Origin of the sequence: Streptomyces caeni (assembly GCF_042678285.1) — a bacterium.
Lineage (GTDB): Bacteria > Actinomycetota > Actinomycetes > Streptomycetales > Streptomycetaceae > Streptomyces > Streptomyces caeni.
This window is the reverse complement of sequence record NZ_JBHUDX010000022.1, coordinates 1-15743: the sequence shown is the minus strand read 5'-3', so window position 1 is coordinate 15743 and position 15743 is coordinate 1. Positions and strand designations below refer to the sequence as shown.

Here is a 15743-nt window from a genome sequence, read left to right as displayed (position 1 = left end):
GTGGCAGAGCCCTGAGACAGCGTCCGCCTCCGTGAGTGGGCCGAAGGGGCGCCCCGGAGGCGAACGAGCCGGGAACGGGGCCCGGGGTGGCTCAGCGCCGTTCGGGTTTCGCGCTGCGCGACATGAGCTCCTTGAGCGCGACCACCGGCGGCTTCCCCTCGTGGACGATGCCGACGACCGTCTCCGTGATGGGCATGTCGACCCCGTGCCGGCGGGCCAGATCCAGCACGGACTCACAGGACTTGACGCCCTCGGCGGTCTGCTTGGTGACCGCGATGGTCTCCTCCAGGGTCATGCCCCTGCCGAGGTTGGTGCCGAAGGTGTGGTTGCGCGACAGGGGCGAGGAGCAGGTGGCCACCAGGTCGCCCAGGCCCGCGAGCCCGGAGAAGGTCAGCGGGTCGGCGCCCATGGCGAGCCCGAGCCGGGTGGTCTCGGCGAGGCCGCGGGTGATGAGCGAGCCTTTTGCATTGTCCCCGAGGCCCATGCCGTCCGCGATGCCGACGGCCAGGCCGATGACGTTCTTGACCGCGCCGCCGAGTTCGCAGCCGACCACGTCGGTGTTGGTGTACGGCCGGAAGTACGGCGTGTGGCAGACGGCCTGGAGCCGCCGGGCCACGGCCTCGTCGGTGCAGGCGACCACGGCGGCCGCCGGCATGCGGGCGGCGATCTCCCGGGCCAGATTGGGCCCGGTGACGACGGCGATGCGTTCGGGGCCGACCTTGGCGACGTCCTCGACGACCTCGCTCATCCGCATGGCGGAGCCGAGTTCGACGCCCTTCATCAGGGAGACGAGGACGGTGTCGGGCGCGAGCAGCGGCGCCCATTCCGCGAGGTTCCCGCGCAGGGTCTGCGAGGGGATCGCGAGTATCGTGAAGTCGGCGTCGCGGGCGGCCTCGGCGGGGTCCGTGGTGGCCCGCAGGTTCTCGGGGAGTTCGACGCCCGGCAGGTAGTCCGGGTTGGTGCGGGTGGAGTTGACGGCCTCGACGAGTTCCGCACGGCGCGCCCACAGGACGACCTCGCACCCCGCGTCGGCGAGCACCATGCCGAAGGCCGTTCCCCAGGATCCCGTTCCGAAGACGGCCGCCTTGACCGGCTTGCTCACTTGCTCTCCCCCTCTTTGCGCCGCGGCCTGTGCCGTTCGGCGGCCCTGCGGCGCTGTTCGATGCGCACCTCGCGCGGATCGTACGGCTTCTCGGGCGCCTTCTCGCCGCGGATCTCCTCCAGCTGGCGGGTGATGGCGGCCATGATGACCTCCGTCACCTCCTTCAGCAGCTCGGGAGTCATCTCCTTGCCGTAGAAGCGCGTGAGGTCCACGGGCGGACCCGCAAGCACGTGGTGTGTCTTGCGCGGAAGGAGGTGGGGCTTCTTGGCGTACGGCGGCAGCAGTTCGTTGGCGCCCCACTGGGCGACGGGGATCACCGGGCACCTGGTCTGCAGGGCGACGCGGGCGGCGCCGGTCTTGCCGGTCATCGGCCAGCCGGCCGGATCACGGGTGAGGGTGCCCTCGGGGTAGAAGGCGACACACTCGCCGCGCTCCACGGCGTCGATCGCGGCGCGGAAGGCACTCAGCGCGTCCGTGCTCTCCCGGTATACGGGGATCTGCCCGGTGCCGCGCATCACGGCGCCGACCAACCCCTTCTTGAAAAGCCCGCTCTTGGCGAGGAATCGCGGAACGCGCCCGGTGTTGTACTGATAGTGCGCGTAGCCGAACGGGTCCACATGGGAATTGTGGTTCACCGCCGTGATAAATCCGCCGTCGGCCGGAATGTTCTCCATTCCGCGCCAGTCCCTCTTGAGCAGAACCACCAGCGGCGGTTTGCAGAGGACCGCTGCGAAGCGGTACCAGAAGCCGATTCTGCGGCGGGGCACGCGGACACCTTCCTCTAGGGACCCGGCACGGGGCCTGGCACTGGCTGTGGGACGCACAAGTGTCGCCCCAGGCCGCCTGTCTGTCGAGAACACCGTACGCCCGCCCGTCTCCCGCCACCGCCCTTGTACGGGGCTCGGGCGCCTTCTCGCCGTGCCGCCCGCCCTGCGGGCCGCCGGTGCGGCCGGGTGACAATGGACGCGACAAGACAGGGACGGAGCGCTCGTGCAGTGGACTGTGGTCGTACCCCTGAAAGCCCTGGCGCGGGCGAAGAGCAGACTCGCGGACACCGCGGCCGACGGACTGCGCCCGGGGCTTGCCCTCGCCTTCGCGCAGGACACGGTGGCCGCGGTACTGGCCTGCGCGGCGGTGCGCGATGTGGCGGTCGTCACGGACGACCCGCTCGCCGCGCGCGAGCTGGCGGCGCTGGGTGCGCGGATCGTCCCGGACGAGCCCGGGGGCGGTCTGAACGCCGCGCTCACACACGCGGAGGCGGGGGTGCGGCGAGCCCGGCCCGGCTGTGCCCTGGCGGCGCTCAACGCGGATCTTCCGGCGCTGCACCCCGCGGAATTGGCGCGGGTCCTGGACGCGGCCGCCGCATTTCCGCGCGCTTTTCTGCCCGATGCCGCGGGAATCGGCACGACGCTGCTGGCCGCCGCTCCGGGTCGCGCACTGCGGCCGGCGTTCGGCCCGGATTCACGGATGCGCCACCGCGCCTCGGGTGCGCGGGAGCTCGCGCTCGACGCGGTGGACTCGGTTCGCCAGGACGTGGACACCGGCGGCGACCTGCGCGCGGCGCTGGCACTGGGTGTGGGGCCCCGCACGGCGGCGATGGCGGCACGACTGCTCATCCCCGACGGGCCCGCCGGCTGAGGGGAAGGGCCCGCGGCCGGACCTCGGCGCACCAAACGTCCCGGACGCCGGCCGGAGAAGAGGGGTCCGCCGCTCCTCGCCGCGGCGGCCGTGAGGGCAACCCGGCCGTCGAGAGGCTCCCGTGGCGGTCGATAGGCTTCCGTCATGCAGGCGACCGCGTACACCTACGACCCCGAGACCCGCACCGGCCAGGTGCTGCTCGACGACGGCACGCCCGTCCCCTTCGACGCGCCGGCCTTCGACGCGGGCGGGCTCAGGCTGCTTCGTCCGGGGCAGCGGGTGCGGATCGAGACCGAGGGCGAGGGTGACGCCCGGCGCATCACGCTGGTGACCCTGCACACCTTCTGATCCCGCTCCCGGACACACCGCGGGCCGGCCTCCCCATGGGAGCCCGGCCCGGCGCGTGAGTGCCCGTGCGCCCCGTCTACCTGCGGGCGGTGGTCTTCTTGGCGGTGGTCTTTCGGGCGGCGGACTTCTTGGCCGGGGCCTTCTTCGCCGGGGCCTTCTTGGCCGCCGCCTTCTTGGCCGTCGTCTTCTTCGCGGTGGTCTTCTTCGCGGCCGCGGCGGTCTTCTTGGCCGTCGTCTTCTTCGCGGTGACCTTCTTCGCGGGTGCCGCCTTCTTGGCGGTGACCTTCTTCGCGGTGACCTTCTTCGCGGGCGCCGCCCTCTTGGCGGTGACCTTCTTGGCCGCCGCCTTCTTGACCGTGGCCGCGGCGCCCCCGGTGAGGCTGCCCTTGGGCGCCTTCTTGACGGCGACCTCACCACCGCGCGGGAGCTTCTTGGACCCGCTCACCAGGTCCTTGAAGCCCTGACCCGCGCGGAAGCGCGGCACAGAGGTCTTCTTGACCCGAACCCGCTCGCCCGTCTGAGGGTTGCGGGCGTAACGGGCCGGACGCTCGACCTTCTCGAACGAACCGAAGCCGGTGACCGAGACCCGGTCGCCTCCGACGACCGCGCGGACGATGGCGTCCAGGACCGCGTCGACAGCATCGGCGGCCTGCTGACGGCCCCCCATCTTGTCGGCAATCGCTTCTACGAGCTGCGCCTTGTTCACGTCTTCCCCTTCGGAGACATCGCCAGAACGAAAGTGTTCAAGCTTTTTCGCACGTTAGGCAGATATATACCGCAAATCAAACACGAAACGGGCTTATCACCCTCGTGCCGCAACGGACTCGGCCGTTTCAGACTTCCTCTTCGGGGATTCACTCCTCGTCGAGGTCGCTCATGAACCGCTCGAGACGCCTGGCCGCTTCGGCGGGATCGTGCTTGGCCGCGGCCGTAAGGACCAGCAGCTTCCGGGTCAGCGCCATCCGTACGCCCTCCGGGACTTGCAGTGCGCGCACCCTTGCGTGCGCTTCCTTGAGTTGGGCCGCGACCGCCGTATAGAGCTCGAGTTGGCCGTCGTTGTCCATGCACAGATTGTGCCATCTGGGGCGAGTTGTCGCCCCCGCTGGGGGGCAACTGCCGTCTTCCGGGGGCCCTTCGGGCACCTTGGAGCAACGCGCCGCCGGGACCGCGCACCCAGACAATGACCTTTGTGACCAGGGAAGTTGAGGCCGTTCGTGGCAGCACGCCGAGGCGGTTGCCGGCAGAGACGGCTGTACCCCCAACCGTCCACGATTGGGGGTACAGAGAGGTGTCGCGATGGCCGAAAGCAGCCCTTGCAGAGCCGGGTGTCAGGCCTGGAGGGTCCGCGGCTTGTACGCCGGGCGGCCCGCCTCGTACGCGGCGATGTCGTCCTCGTTGCGGAGGGTGATGGAGATGTCGTCGAGGCCGTTCAGCAGCCGCCAGCGGGAGTTCTCGTCCAGTTCGAAGGCGGCGGTGATGCCCTCGGCGCGCACCTCGCGGTTCTCCAGATCGACCGTGATCTCCGCCTCGGGGTTCTGCTCGGTGAGCTCCCACAGGGCGTCCACGGTCTTCTGTTCCAGGACGACCGTGAGCAGACCGTTCTTCAGTGAGTTGCCGCGGAAGATGTCGGCGAACCGGGAGGAGAGGACCGCCTTGAAGCCGTAGTTCTGCAGCGCCCAGACGGCGTGCTCACGGGAGGAGCCGGTGCCGAAGTCGGGGCCGGCGACCAGCACGGTGGCGCCCTGCCGCTCGGGGCGGTTGAGCACGAACCCGGGGTCCTTGCGCCATGCCTCGAACAGCCCGTCCTCGAACCCGTCCCGGGTCACCTTCTTGAGCCAGTGGGCGGGGATGATCTGGTCGGTGTCGACGTTGCTGCGGCGCAGCGGGACGGCCCGGCCGGTGTGCGTGGTGAATGCTTCCATGGTTCTCAGACTCCAGCGGACGCAGGGGCGTCGGACAGATCGGCCGGGGAGGCCAGGTGGCCGAGGACCGCGGTGGCGGCGGCGACCTGCGGCGAGACCAGGTGCGTACGCCCGCCCTTGCCCTGCCTGCCCTCGAAGTTGCGGTTGGAGGTGGACGCGGAGCGCTCGCCCGGGGCCAGCTGGTCCGGGTTCATCCCGAGGCACATCGAGCAGCCCGCGTGCCGCCACTCGGCGCCGGCCTCCTTGAAGACCACGTCCAGGCCCTCGGAGACGGCCTGCAGGCCCACCCGCGCGGAGCCCGGGACGACCAGCATCCGTACGCCCTCGGCGACTTTGCGGTTCTTGAGGACCGAGGCGGCGGCGCGCAGGTCCTCGATGCGGCCGTTGGTGCAGGAGCCTACGAAGACGGTGTCCACGGTGATGGAGCGCAGCGGCCGGCCCGCCTCCAACCCCATGTACTCCAGGGCCTTTTCGGCGGCGAGGCGCTCCGAGGCGTCCTCGTACGAAGCGAGGTCGGGGACGGTGGTCGACAGCGGCGCGCCCTGCCCCGGGTTGGTGCCCCAGGTGACGAACGGGGACAGCTCGGCGGCGTCGATGCGGACCTCGGCGTCGAATTCCGCGTCGTCGTCGGTCCGCAGCGTGCTCCAGTACTCCACCGCGGCGTCCCAGTCGGCGCCCTCGGGGGCGTGCGGCCGGCCCTTGAGGTAGGCGAACGTGGTCTCGTCCGGGGCGATCATGCCGGCCCGGGCGCCGGCCTCGATCGACATGTTGCAGATGGTCATCCGGGCCTCCATCGAGAGCTTCTCGATGGCCGGGCCGCGGTACTCCAGGATGTAGCCCTGGCCGCCGCCGGTGCCGATCTTCGCGATGATCGCCAGGATCAGGTCCTTGGCGGTGACGCCCTCGGGCAGTTCGCCGTCGACGGTGATGGCCATGGTCTTCGGGCGGGCCATCGGCAGCGTCTGGGTCGCCAGCACGTGCTCGACCTGGGAGGTGCCGATGCCGAACGCGAGCGCGCCGAAGGCGCCGTGTGTGGAGGTGTGGGAGTCGCCGCAGACGACGGTCGTGCCCGGCTGGGTCAGGCCCAGCTGCGGGCCGACGACGTGCACGACGCCCTGCTCCACGTCGCCCAGCGGGTGCAGCCGGACACCGAACTCGGCGCAGTTCTTGCGCAGCGTCTCCAGCTGGGCGCGCGAGACGGGGTCCGCGATGGGCTTGTCGATGTCGAGGGTGGGGGTGTTGTGATCCTCGGTCGCGATGGTGAGGTCGAGCCGGCGCACCCGGCGGCCGCTCTTGCGCAGGCCGTCGAACGCCTGGGGGCTGGTCACCTCGTGCAGCAGGTGCAGATCGATGTAGAGGAGGTCGGGCTCGCCCTCGGCGCGCCGGACGACGTGGTCGTCCCAGACCTTCTCCGCGAGTGTCCTACCCATCGCTTTCCCTCCGGCCGGCACGAGCGCGCCGGCCCAACTAGAGATCGTGTGGAAGCGGCGCCCGCACCCCCTGATTCCGGGCGTCCGCCGCCGGACCCGTCGGTCCGCGGGCCGCTGTGACTCCAAGGGTGGCGCGTTCCACGGAAAATTGAACTTGCGTTTCACAGAGTGAGACGCGAGTATCGTTGCATGGACAACAGTAGCGGCGTCGGCGTTCTGGACAAGGCGGCCCTGGTCCTGAGCGCCCTGGAGTCCGGTCCGGCCACCCTCGCGGGTCTGGTCGGCGCCACCGGACTGGCACGACCCACGGCACACCGCCTCGCCGTGGCGCTGGAACACCACCGCATGGTGGCGCGCGACATGCAGGGCCGTTTCATCCTCGGCCCCAGGCTGGCCGAGCTGGCCGCGGCGGCGGGTGAGGACCGGCTGCTGGCGACGGCGGGCCCGGTGCTGACCCACCTCCGCGATGTCACGGGCGAGAGCGCGCAGCTCTATCGCCGCCAGGGGGACATGCGCATCTGCGTCGCCGCCGCGGAGCGCCTCTCGGGCCTCAGGGACACGGTTCCGGTGGGCTCGACGCTCACGATGAAGGCGGGCTCCTCAGCGCAGATCCTGCTGGCCTGGGAGGAGCCCGAGCGGTTGCACCGCGGTCTTCAGGGCGCCCGCTTCACGGCCACGGCCCTGTCGGGGGTGCGGCGCCGCGGCTGGGCGCAGTCCATCGGGGAGCGCGAGCCGGGTGTCGCCTCCGTCTCCGCGCCCGTGCGCGGCCCCTCCAACCGTGTGGTGGCCGCGGTCTCCGTCTCCGGCCCCATCGAGCGGCTGACCCGGCACCCGGGCCGCATGCACGCCCAGGCGGTCATCGACGCGGCCACCCGCCTCTCCGAGGCGCTGCGCCGCTCCGGCTGACCCGTCCCGCCCGTCATCGGGGAGGGGTCCGCCTCAACGCCGCGGCGGGCCCCTCCCGGTCCCCCGTGTCTCCGCGTCTCCCCGTCAGGCGGCCTCCCCGGCCTTCCCGGACGAGCGGTGCGCGAACCTGTCCGCGGCCCGGCGTCCCCGGCTCTCGACCGGCAGCACCCCCGTGGCCGCCGCGAGTCCGAAGGGCGGCATGTCGAAGTAGATCGATTCGTACGAGCCCTCGGGCACGACGTACGCCTCGTGCCACAGGCCGACGTGTCCGCGCACCTTGCCCGCGCGCTCCTTGCGGTTCACGATCCCCCACACCCTGTGGTGGAACATGTCGGGCGAGGCGGCGTAGGCGTAGAGCTTCTCCTTGGACTCCCAGTACTGGACCACGTAGTAGGTCCGCGGCGATGCCGTCAGCAGGACGCGTCCCAGCAGCCCCCGGTCCCTGTCGCGGGCGAGCTCCCCCAGCATGCGGAACATCGACAGCATGACCGGGAGCCACTGGTGCACCGCCCAGAAGCGGTTGACGCGCATACCGATCAGCAGCACCACGGCATCGCCTTCGACGGCCGCGGTGGTGCGTCCCGGAATCGGTTTCACGAACATGAACGACCCCTGACCTCGATCGGATAGCGGCACTATCTTCTGTGGCGGTGCTTGGATAGTGACACTTACCAAGGAAGGGCGCAAGAGATGCGGCTGGCCCAGCTCAGCGAACGCAGTGGCGTGTCCACCGCGACGATCAAGTACTACCTTCGCGAAGGGCTGTTGGCGCCGGGCCACCAGATCAACGCGACGACGGCCGAGTACGACGAGAGCCATCTGCGCCGGCTGCGGCTGGTGCGGGCGATGATCCAGATCGGCCGGGTCCCGGTGGCGACGGTGCGGGAGGTGCTCGGGCACGTCGACGACGACTCCCTGGGGCGCACGATCCGGCTGGGCGCGGCGCTGTGGGCGTTGCCGCAGGTGGCCGAGCCCGACGAGGAGGACGATCACATCCGGGCCGCGCACCGCGAGGTGGACGACCTGCTGGACACCCTGGGCTGGCCGCACGCCAAGGCGCTGGTCACCATTTCCCCGGCCTACCGTTCGCTGGTGGTGGCGGTGGCCGCGTTCAGGCGGCTCGGCTACGACTGGGGCCCCGAACTGCTCGCGTCGTACGCGCGGTTGATGCACCAGGTGGCCATGCTCGACCTGGACTTCGTGGAGACACATCCGTCGGAGGCCGAGAAGGCCGAGACCGCGGTCCTGGGGGTGGTCCTCGCGGAGCCGATCCTGCAGGCCCTGCACCGGCTGGCGCAGGAGGAGGAGGCGGCGCGGCGGTACGGGTTCGAGTAGGCCCTGCCGCGGGAACGCCGATGGGCCCCCGGCCGGAACCGGAGGCCCATCGATCGTCGTACGTACCCCCGACCGGATTCGAACCGGCGCTACCGCCTTGAGAGGGCGGCGTGCTAGGCCGCTACACAACGGGGGCCAGGATCCTGCGTTTCCGCAGGTCCGAGCTGGTCTACCTGGACTCGAACCAAGACTAACTGAACCAGAATCAGTCGTGCTGCCAATTACACCATAGACCAAAGGTGGTTTAGACCTTTCAGTACCCCCGACCGGATTCGAACCGGCGCTACCGCCTTGAGAGGGCGGCGTGCTAGGCCGCTACACAACGGGGGCCTTGGCGATCCTCACCCGGCGACAGCCGGGTTTCGTCCACACGGGGACAACGGGAGCGACCCGAGCTGTCCTCGCGGGAAGGATCTGTACCCCCGACCGGATTCGAACCGGCGCTACTGCCTTGAGAGGGCAGCGTGCTAGGCCGCTACACAACGGGGGCTCGCGGATGAGATCCGCGGGTGCAGAAAAGCTCTGCGAGCTGGCCTACCTGGACTCGAACCAAGACTAACTGAACCAGAATCAGTCGTGCTGCCAATTACACCATAGGCCACTGGAACGCAAGCCCCTGAGGGGTTCTTGTTCTAGGTCGCGCTTCCGGTGACCGGCCCTTCGGCCCGACCCCGGCGGCGCAGGAAGAACATTACCCGAAGGTGGACGGCGCTCCAAAACGGGTATCCGCGCCGAGGACCGCGGGGAGTTCGGCGAGGGAGGCGATCCGGCGCAGGCCCGCGGGTACTTCGGGCCGCGACGCCATCGGCGTGTCCGTGACGGTGCTCACGCCCGAACGGTCGATCCACACGGACAGCAGCCCGGCCTCGGCGGCGCCGCGGCCGTCGATCTCCGGATGGTCGCCGACGTACGCCACCCGGTGCGGGGCGAGTTCCAGGGCGTCGCAGGCCGCGCGGAAGGCCCGGGCGTCCGGCTTGGAGAAGCCCAGTTCGGCGGCGCACAGGACGGCCTCGAAGCGGTCGCGGACGCCGAGGGCGCGCAGCTTGGGGTCCTGGACGTGGAGACTGGAATTGGACAGCACGGCGTGCCGGTGGCTGGCGGCGAGGGCGTCCAGAGCGGGCAGGACGTCGGGGAAGAGGGCCCAGGCCGTCTCGTAGTGGTCCAGGTAGCGCCGGAACCAGGAGTCGGCCTCGTCGTCGGACAGCTCTTCCCCCAGGAAGACCCGCACGCGGTCCCGGCGCTGCCCCTCGAACGAGATCTCCCCGGCCGCGTACCGCGCCCACTGCCGGTCGGTGATCTCCCGCCAGCGCGCGAGGGCCCGCTCCACGGTCTCGTACGCGTCGAGCAGGCCCTCGGCCGCCAGGTGCCCGCGCATACCGGCCCGGTCTGCGGTGGTGTAGTCGAAGAGGGTGTCGTCGACGTCCCACACGACAGCTGTGATCGCCATGCCCCGACGGTACCGTCGCAGACGACGAGGGGCGGCACCCGATCGGGTGCCGCCCCTGCATCCGGACGGGTCAGACCGTCAGCTTCGCCAGCGCCGCGTCGAGGCGGGCCAGCGTCCGCTCCTTGCCCAGGACCTCCAGGGACTCGAACAGCGGCAGGCCGACCGTGCGGCCGGTGACGGCGACGCGGACCGGGGCCTGGGCCTTGCCGAGCTTGAGACCGTGGGCCTCGCCGGCGGCCAGGACGGCCTCCTTCAGCGACTCGGCGGAGCTCCAGTCGGCCGCGTCGAGGTTCTCGCGGGCCGTGCGGAGCAGTGCGTCGCTGCCCTCCTTCATGGCCTTGGCCCAGGACGCCTCGTCGGACACCGGCTCCGGCAGGAACAGGAAGTCGACGTTGTCGGTGATCTCGGACAGGACCTTGACGCGGGTCTGTGCGTGCGGGGCGATCGCCAGCCACTTCGCCTCGTCGAAGTCCTCGGGCGCCCACGGCGCGAACGGGGCCTTCAGCCAGGGCGCGCAGCGCTCCGTGAAGTCCTTCACGTCGAGCAGCCGGACGTGGTCGGCGTTGATCGACTCGGCCTTCTTCAGGTCGAACCGGGCGGGGTTGGGGTTCACGTCCGCGATGTCGAAGGCGGCGACCATCTCGTCGATCGTGAAGATGTCGTGGTCGGCGGCGAGCGACCAGCCCAGCAGGGAGAGGTAGTTGAGCAGGCCCTCCGGCAGGAAGCCGCGCTCGCGGTAGAGGTTCAGCGAGGACTGCGGGTCGCGCTTCGACAGCTTCTTGTTGCCCTCGCCCATCACGTACGGCAGGTGCCCGAACGCGGGCACGGCCTTCGCGATGCCCAGCTCGATCAGCGCCTTGTAGAGGGCGATCTGGCGCGGGGTGGAGGAGAGCAGGTCCTCGCCGCGCAGGACGTGGGTGATCTCCATCAGGGCGTCGTCGACCGGGTTCACGAGCGTGTACAGGGGTGCCCCGTTCGCCCGTACGATCCCGTAGTCCGGCACGTTCTCCGGCGTGAAGGTCAGTTCGCCGCGGACCAGGTCGGTGAAGGTGATCGTCTCGTCGGGCATGCGGAAGCGGACGATGGGGGCGCGGCCCTCGGCCTCGTACGCCGCGACCTGCTCGGCGGTCAGCTCGCGGCAGTGGCCGTCGTAGCCGGAGGGCTTGCCGGCGGCCCGGGCGGCCTCGCGGCGGGCGTCCAGCTCCTGCGTCGTGCAGTAGCAGTGGTAGGCGTACCCGCCGTCCAGGAGCTTGCGCGCCACGTCCTGGTAGACGTCCATCCGCTGAGACTGGCGGTACGGCGCGTGGGGGCCGCCGACCTCGGGGCCCTCGTCCCAGTCGAAGCCCAGCCAGCGCAGCGAGTCCAGGAGCTGGACGTACGACTCCTCCGAGTCGCGGGCCGCGTCCGTGTCCTCGATGCGGAGGACGAACGTACCGCCGGTGTGTCGGGCGAACGCCCAGTTGAACAGGGCGGTGCGGACCAGGCCCACGTGGGGGTTTCCGGTCGGGGACGGACAGAAACGTACACGGACGTTCGCGTTAGCCACGCTTGATCACCTTGTTGGTGAGAGTGCCGATGCCTTCGATGGTGACGGCGACCTCGTCGCCGACGCCGAGGGGGCCGACCCCCGAGGGGGTGCCCGTGAGGACCACGTCGCCGGGGAGCAGCGTCATGGCCTCGGAGATGTTCACGATCAGGTCCTCGACCGGGTGGATCATCTCGCTCGTCCGGCCGAGCTGGCGCTGCTCGCCGTTGACCGTGAGCTGGATGGTGAGGTCGGCCGGATCGAGGTCGGTCTCCACCCAGGGGCCGAGCGGGCAGGAGGTGTCGAAGCCCTTGGCCCGCGCCCACTGCTTCTCGCGCCGCTGCACGTCGCGCGCGGTGACGTCGTTGGCGCAGGTGTAGCCCAGGATCACGTCCTTTACCCGCTCGCGCGGGACCTCGCGGCACATACGGCCGATCACCACGGCCAGCTCGGCCTCGTGGTGCAGCTCCTGGGAGAAGGACGGGTACGCGATCGCATCGCCGGGGCCGATCACCGAGGTGGAGGGCTTGAAGAAGGCGAACGGGGCCTCGGGCACCTCGTTGCCCAGTTCCCCGGCGTGCTCCGCGTAGTTGCGCCCGAAGGCCACGACCTTGTTGGGGAGCACCGGCGGCAGCAGCCTGACCTTGCTCAGCGGCACCTTCGTGCCGGAGAGCTCGAAGTCCGCGAACGGGATGCCCTTGATGATGTCGAGGACGAGCTCGTCCGGCTTGTCGCCCTCGACCGCGCCGAAGGCGACGTTCCCGTCGATGGAGAACCTGGCGATGCGCACGGGATCCTTGCGCCCCTCACTGAGCTGGCTGGAGTCTGACGCTCCAGGCTAACGCGGCAGGGGGCGGGCGCCTCACGCATTACGGAGCCGGCGCCCGCCGCGTGCCGACGGGCGCCGGCAAAGCGGCGGGCGGCCGACGCGGAGCCGCGGGCGACCCGACACGGGCGGCAGCGCCTGCTCCTCCGCTCGCGCGCTCCCGCGCTACTCCACGGCGGAGGCCGGGACCTCCATGAGGACGGTGCGCCTGGGGTTGGCGGTCTGCGCGGGAAGGTCGACCGAGGGTTCCGGCACCGCCGGGGCCTGCAGCTCGTCGGCGTCGGCGAGGTGCGCCAGCGTCGTGCGCCGCGGGTTGGCTATCGTGCGGAACATCATCGTGGTCTTCACTGTTGTCGTTGACCTCGTCGTTACGGGCACCCGGTGGGCCTCAAGGGCCGCCGCCGAAGCGCAGGTTGTCGGATTCGCCATCCCTGTAAAGCGTCAGGCTAAACATGCAATTCCCGCGCGAGGCCCCGGGGAGGGGCCGATCGGCGTGTGAGTTTGCTCACTGCCCCACGAACAAAACGGTCAATCCGGGCTGTCAACCTGCCCCATCGAAACGGACATTGCTCTATTGAAGCCCGCATTCCGCTCCTGATCATGGCGACTGGGACACCGGACACACCCCAGCGGCTCGCGGAGATACGCCCTCTATGTACGAGATAAATCTCCACTCCTTGTGACACCCCCCTCACAGCGTGTCATGGTGGTCACGGGCTCGCCCATTGGCCTTGTTGGAGATCCGGCACTGTGCTGGAATTCCACGGACCGCCGCGGGATCCAACCGGCGCGCAGGGGCGCAACGCAGCGCCGAGGAGCGGCGGGAAGGGGGAACCTGCGCCGGTCACTCACGACCAACAGAGGGGCGTGCTCAGAGCGCCCCTCATGACGCCGACACCGCCCCGCCGTTCACGCGGAGGGGCGCCTGGTCCAGAGGTTGCGACGCTAGTGCAGGGACGTTTCAAGAGGGATGGCAGCGCTTCGGCGGAGCCGGAGCCGCACGGCGGGACCGACCGTGGTTCCTCGCCCCAGCACGCCCAGAACCCGGGATCGGCGCCGGCCGGCGGTGGCTCCGAGCAGCCCGGGCACTCCGGTGCGTCCGCGGACTCCCCGCCGCCGCCCCCACCGCCCAAGGCCGCTCCCCCGATCACACCGGGCACACGAATAGCTCTGCGCAACTGGCGTATCTCGACCCGTCTGGTCTCGCTGCTCGCGCTCCCCGTGGTCGCCGCCACCTCGCTCGGTGCCCTGCGCATCAGCGACTCGATGGACGAGATGCAGCAGCTCGACAACATGAAGCTGCTGACCGACATGACCAGGCAGGCGACCCAGCTGGCCGAGGCGCTCCAGGAGGAGCGGGACCAGTCGGCCGGCCCCCTCGCCAACGGCGCGCCGGGGACCGACCTGGGGGTCAAGGGCGTCCGCGACAAGACGGACCGGGCCCGCTCCTCTTTCCTGGAGGGCACCCAGGCGCTCAGCGACGCCTCCGACAAGGGCCAGCTGTCCGGCGTGCGCGACAACGTCGTGGGCATCGCGAGCGAGCTGAGCAACCTCAGCGCGATCCGGGCCAACGCCTACAAGGACCCGAAGAACTCCACCCAGACGGTCGAGGCGTACCACCGCCTGGTCGCGCAGCTGCTGAGCCTGTCCCAGGACATGGCACAGGCCACCAGCAACCCCGAGATGATCCAGCGCACCCGCGCCCTGTCGGCCTTCTCGACCGCCAAGGAGTACGCGTCCGAGCAGCGCGCGGTCATCGCGGCGGCCCTGCCGGCGAACAACCGCACGTTCGGCGACCTCTCCGAGAACGACCGCCAGTACGCCCTGTCGGCCCTGGACAGCCAGGGGTCCGAGCTGGACAGTTTCAAGAGCATCTACGGCACCGGCGCCGAGGAGCTGACCAAGCCGATCGACCAGGGCAGCCCCACGATCGTGGACGCCGACCAGTACGCCAGCCGTGTGCTGAAGAGCTCGACCGGCCTGCGGTCGCAGCCCAAGCGCTCGTACCGGGACTGGGTCGACGCCGACACGTCCAAGCTCGAGCAGATGAAGAAGATCGAGGGCACGCTCCTGGAGGAGATGGAGCAGAAGGCCCGCGAGCTGCGCAGCGCCTCGGAGCGCGAGGCCCTCATCTCCGGTGCGCTGATCCTCCTCGTCCTCGGTGTCTCCCTGGTCGGCGCCTTCGTCGTGGCCCGCTCCATGATCCGCTCGCTGCGCCGGCTGCAGGAGACCGCGACCAAGGTCGCCCAGGAGCGCCTGCCCGAGCTGGTCAAGCAGCTGTCCGAGGCCGACCCGCAGGACGTCGACACGTCCGTCGAGTCGGTCGGTGTGCACTCCCGTGACGAGATCGGCCAGGTGGCCGCGGCCTTCGACGACGTGCACCGCGAGGCGGTCCGCCTCGCCGCCGAGCAGGCCCTGCTGCGGGGCAACGTCAACGCGATGTTCACCAACCTCTCGCGCCGCTCCCAGGGCCTGATCCAGCGCCAGCTGTCGCTGATCTCCGAACTGGAGTCCCGCGAGGCCGACCCGGACCAGCTCTCCTCGCTGTTCAAGCTCGACCACCTCGCGACGCGTATGCGCCGTAACGGTGAGAACCTCCTGGTCCTCGCCGGTGAGGAGCCGGGCCGCCGCTGGACCCGCCCGGTCCCGCTGGTCGACGTGCTCCGCGCCGCCGCGTCCGAGGTGGAGCAGTACGAGCGCATCGAGCTGGCCGCCGTCCCGGCCACCGAGGTCGCCGGCCGGGTCGTCAACGACCTCGTGCACCTGCTCGCCGAGCTGCTCGAGAACGCCACTTCGTTCTCCTCCCCGCAGACCAAGGTCAAGGTCACCGGTCACGCGCTGCCCGACGGCCGCGTGCTGATCGAGATCCACGACACCGGTATCGGTCTGTCCCCGGAGGACCTCGCCGCGATCAACGAGCGGCTCGCCTCGCCGCCCACGGTGGACGTCTCCGTCTCCCGCCGCATGGGCCTGTTCGTGGTCGGCCGGCTGTCGCAGCGCCACGGCATCCGCATCCAGCTGCGTCCGTCCGACTCCGGTGGTACGACCGCGCTGGTCATGCTCCCGGTCGACGTCGCCCAGGGCGGCAAGAAGCCCGGTGCGGGCAAGCCGGGCCAGGGCGCCCCGCAGTCCGGCGGCCCGGCCGCCGCGCAGGCCGCCGCCGGTGTGGCCGCGGCCCGTCGCCAGGCCCAGCAGGGCGGTCCGTCCGTCGGTGCCGGCGCGTCCGCGGTCGCCGTGATCGGTGCGACGCACGGCACCGTCTTC

General features: G+C 70.5%; 16 protein-coding genes and 5 tRNA genes. 5 read left to right on the top strand and 16 right to left on the bottom strand.

Annotation, left to right across the window (positions count from 1 at the left end; genetic code table 11):
- Nucleotides 1-91: 91 nt before the first annotated feature.
- Together ACFSL4_RS08985 and ACFSL4_RS08980 are read right to left on the bottom strand one after the other, a co-directional pair.
- Complete coding sequence (locus tag ACFSL4_RS08985) at nucleotides 92-1102, bottom strand: NAD(P)H-dependent glycerol-3-phosphate dehydrogenase (protein WP_381080373.1); 1011 nt, start codon at nucleotides 1100-1102, stop codon at nucleotides 92-94.
- The gene (locus tag ACFSL4_RS08980; protein WP_381080371.1) at nucleotides 1099-1869 is read right to left on the bottom strand and encodes a lysophospholipid acyltransferase family protein; all 771 of its coding nucleotides are present in this window, start codon (nucleotides 1867-1869) and stop codon (nucleotides 1099-1101) included. The genes ACFSL4_RS08985 and ACFSL4_RS08980 overlap by 4 nt, the downstream gene beginning before the upstream one ends.
- 223 nt (nucleotides 1870-2092) lie before the next feature.
- On the opposite strand from ACFSL4_RS08980, the gene cofC reads away from it, so the two are divergent.
- Nucleotides 2093-2740: a 2-phospho-L-lactate guanylyltransferase gene (gene cofC, locus ACFSL4_RS08975; RefSeq protein WP_381080369.1), complete on the top strand. Its 648-nt coding sequence runs from the start codon at nucleotides 2093-2095 to the stop codon at nucleotides 2738-2740.
- A 144-nt stretch (nucleotides 2741-2884) separates the two neighbouring features.
- Nucleotides 2885-3088 carry a hypothetical protein gene (locus tag ACFSL4_RS08970; protein ID WP_381080367.1) on the top strand — a complete coding sequence of 68 codons (204 nt, stop codon included), beginning with the start codon at nucleotides 2885-2887 and terminating at the stop codon, nucleotides 3086-3088.
- Between the two features lie 76 nt (nucleotides 3089-3164).
- Here ACFSL4_RS08970 and ACFSL4_RS08965 read toward each other — a convergent pair whose 3' ends face one another.
- The 4 genes from ACFSL4_RS08965 to leuC all read right to left on the bottom strand — a co-directional run bounded on the left by ACFSL4_RS08965 (nucleotide 3165) and on the right by leuC (nucleotide 6440).
- A complete protein-coding gene (locus tag ACFSL4_RS08965) occupies nucleotides 3165-3794 on the bottom strand; it encodes an HU family DNA-binding protein (RefSeq protein ID WP_381080365.1) in 630 nt (209 codons plus the stop codon).
- Between the two features lie 148 nt (nucleotides 3795-3942).
- Nucleotides 3943-4152, bottom strand: coding sequence for an SCO5555 family protein (locus ACFSL4_RS08960; protein ID WP_381080360.1), 210 nt, complete (start codon nucleotides 4150-4152; stop codon nucleotides 3943-3945).
- Between the two features lie 264 nt (nucleotides 4153-4416).
- Entirely contained in the window at nucleotides 4417-5010 is a 594-nt protein-coding gene (gene leuD / locus ACFSL4_RS08955) for a 3-isopropylmalate dehydratase small subunit (RefSeq protein WP_381080358.1), read from the bottom strand.
- Between the two features lie 5 nt (nucleotides 5011-5015).
- Complete coding sequence (gene leuC, locus ACFSL4_RS08950) at nucleotides 5016-6440, bottom strand: 3-isopropylmalate dehydratase large subunit (protein ID WP_381080356.1); 1425 nt, start codon at nucleotides 6438-6440, stop codon at nucleotides 5016-5018.
- A 189-nt stretch (nucleotides 6441-6629) separates the two neighbouring features.
- Between leuC and ndgR the strand changes: the two genes are divergently transcribed.
- Nucleotides 6630-7346 carry an IclR family transcriptional regulator NdgR gene (gene ndgR, locus ACFSL4_RS08945; RefSeq protein WP_030649197.1) on the top strand — a complete coding sequence of 239 codons (717 nt, stop codon included), beginning with the start codon at nucleotides 6630-6632 and terminating at the stop codon, nucleotides 7344-7346.
- Nucleotides 7347-7430: 84 nt separating this feature from the next.
- Here ndgR and ACFSL4_RS08940 read toward each other — a convergent pair whose 3' ends face one another.
- Nucleotides 7431-7949 carry a DUF4188 domain-containing protein gene (locus ACFSL4_RS08940; RefSeq protein WP_381080354.1) on the bottom strand — a complete coding sequence of 173 codons (519 nt, stop codon included), beginning with the start codon at nucleotides 7947-7949 and terminating at the stop codon, nucleotides 7431-7433.
- Nucleotides 7950-8036: 87 nt separating this feature from the next.
- Between ACFSL4_RS08940 and ACFSL4_RS08935 the strand changes: the two genes are divergently transcribed.
- The gene (locus tag ACFSL4_RS08935; RefSeq protein WP_381080352.1) at nucleotides 8037-8681 is read left to right on the top strand and encodes a MerR family transcriptional regulator; all 645 of its coding nucleotides are present in this window, start codon (nucleotides 8037-8039) and stop codon (nucleotides 8679-8681) included.
- Nucleotides 8682-8744: 63 nt separating this feature from the next.
- On the opposite strand, the gene ACFSL4_RS08930 is transcribed toward ACFSL4_RS08935, so the two are convergent.
- The 9 genes from ACFSL4_RS08930 to ACFSL4_RS08890 form a co-directional block, all read right to left on the bottom strand.
- A tRNA-Glu gene (locus tag ACFSL4_RS08930) sits at nucleotides 8745-8817 on the bottom strand.
- Nucleotides 8818-8845: 28 nt separating this feature from the next.
- Nucleotides 8846-8917, bottom strand: a tRNA-Gln gene (locus tag ACFSL4_RS08925).
- A 21-nt stretch (nucleotides 8918-8938) separates the two neighbouring features.
- Nucleotides 8939-9011 (bottom strand) — tRNA-Glu (locus tag ACFSL4_RS08920).
- 87 nt (nucleotides 9012-9098) lie between these two features.
- Nucleotides 9099-9171: transfer RNA gene (locus ACFSL4_RS08915), tRNA-Glu, on the bottom strand.
- 39 nt (nucleotides 9172-9210) lie between these two features.
- Nucleotides 9211-9282: transfer RNA gene (locus ACFSL4_RS08910), tRNA-Gln, on the bottom strand.
- Nucleotides 9283-9372: 90 nt separating this feature from the next.
- Nucleotides 9373-10128: an HAD family hydrolase gene (locus ACFSL4_RS08905; RefSeq protein ID WP_381080350.1), complete on the bottom strand. Its 756-nt coding sequence runs from the start codon at nucleotides 10126-10128 to the stop codon at nucleotides 9373-9375.
- Nucleotides 10129-10198: 70 nt separating this feature from the next.
- Nucleotides 10199-11674 carry a glutamate--tRNA ligase gene (gene gltX, locus ACFSL4_RS08900; RefSeq protein WP_381080348.1) on the bottom strand — a complete coding sequence of 492 codons (1476 nt, stop codon included), beginning with the start codon at nucleotides 11672-11674 and terminating at the stop codon, nucleotides 10199-10201.
- Nucleotides 11667-12443 (bottom strand): fumarylacetoacetate hydrolase family protein, encoded by a 777-nt coding sequence (locus ACFSL4_RS08895; RefSeq protein ID WP_381080346.1) that lies wholly within the window; start codon nucleotides 12441-12443, stop codon nucleotides 11667-11669. The genes gltX and ACFSL4_RS08895 overlap by 8 nt, the downstream gene beginning before the upstream one ends.
- Before the next feature lie 201 nt (nucleotides 12444-12644).
- Nucleotides 12645-12827, bottom strand: a complete 183-nt coding sequence (locus tag ACFSL4_RS08890; protein WP_381080344.1) for a hypothetical protein — start codon at nucleotides 12825-12827, stop codon at nucleotides 12645-12647.
- 600 nt (nucleotides 12828-13427) lie between these two features.
- Between ACFSL4_RS08890 and ACFSL4_RS08885 the strand changes: the two genes are divergently transcribed.
- A partial coding sequence (locus ACFSL4_RS08885; RefSeq protein WP_381080342.1) for a sensor histidine kinase occupies nucleotides 13428-15743 on the top strand: 2316 nt, incomplete at its 3' end.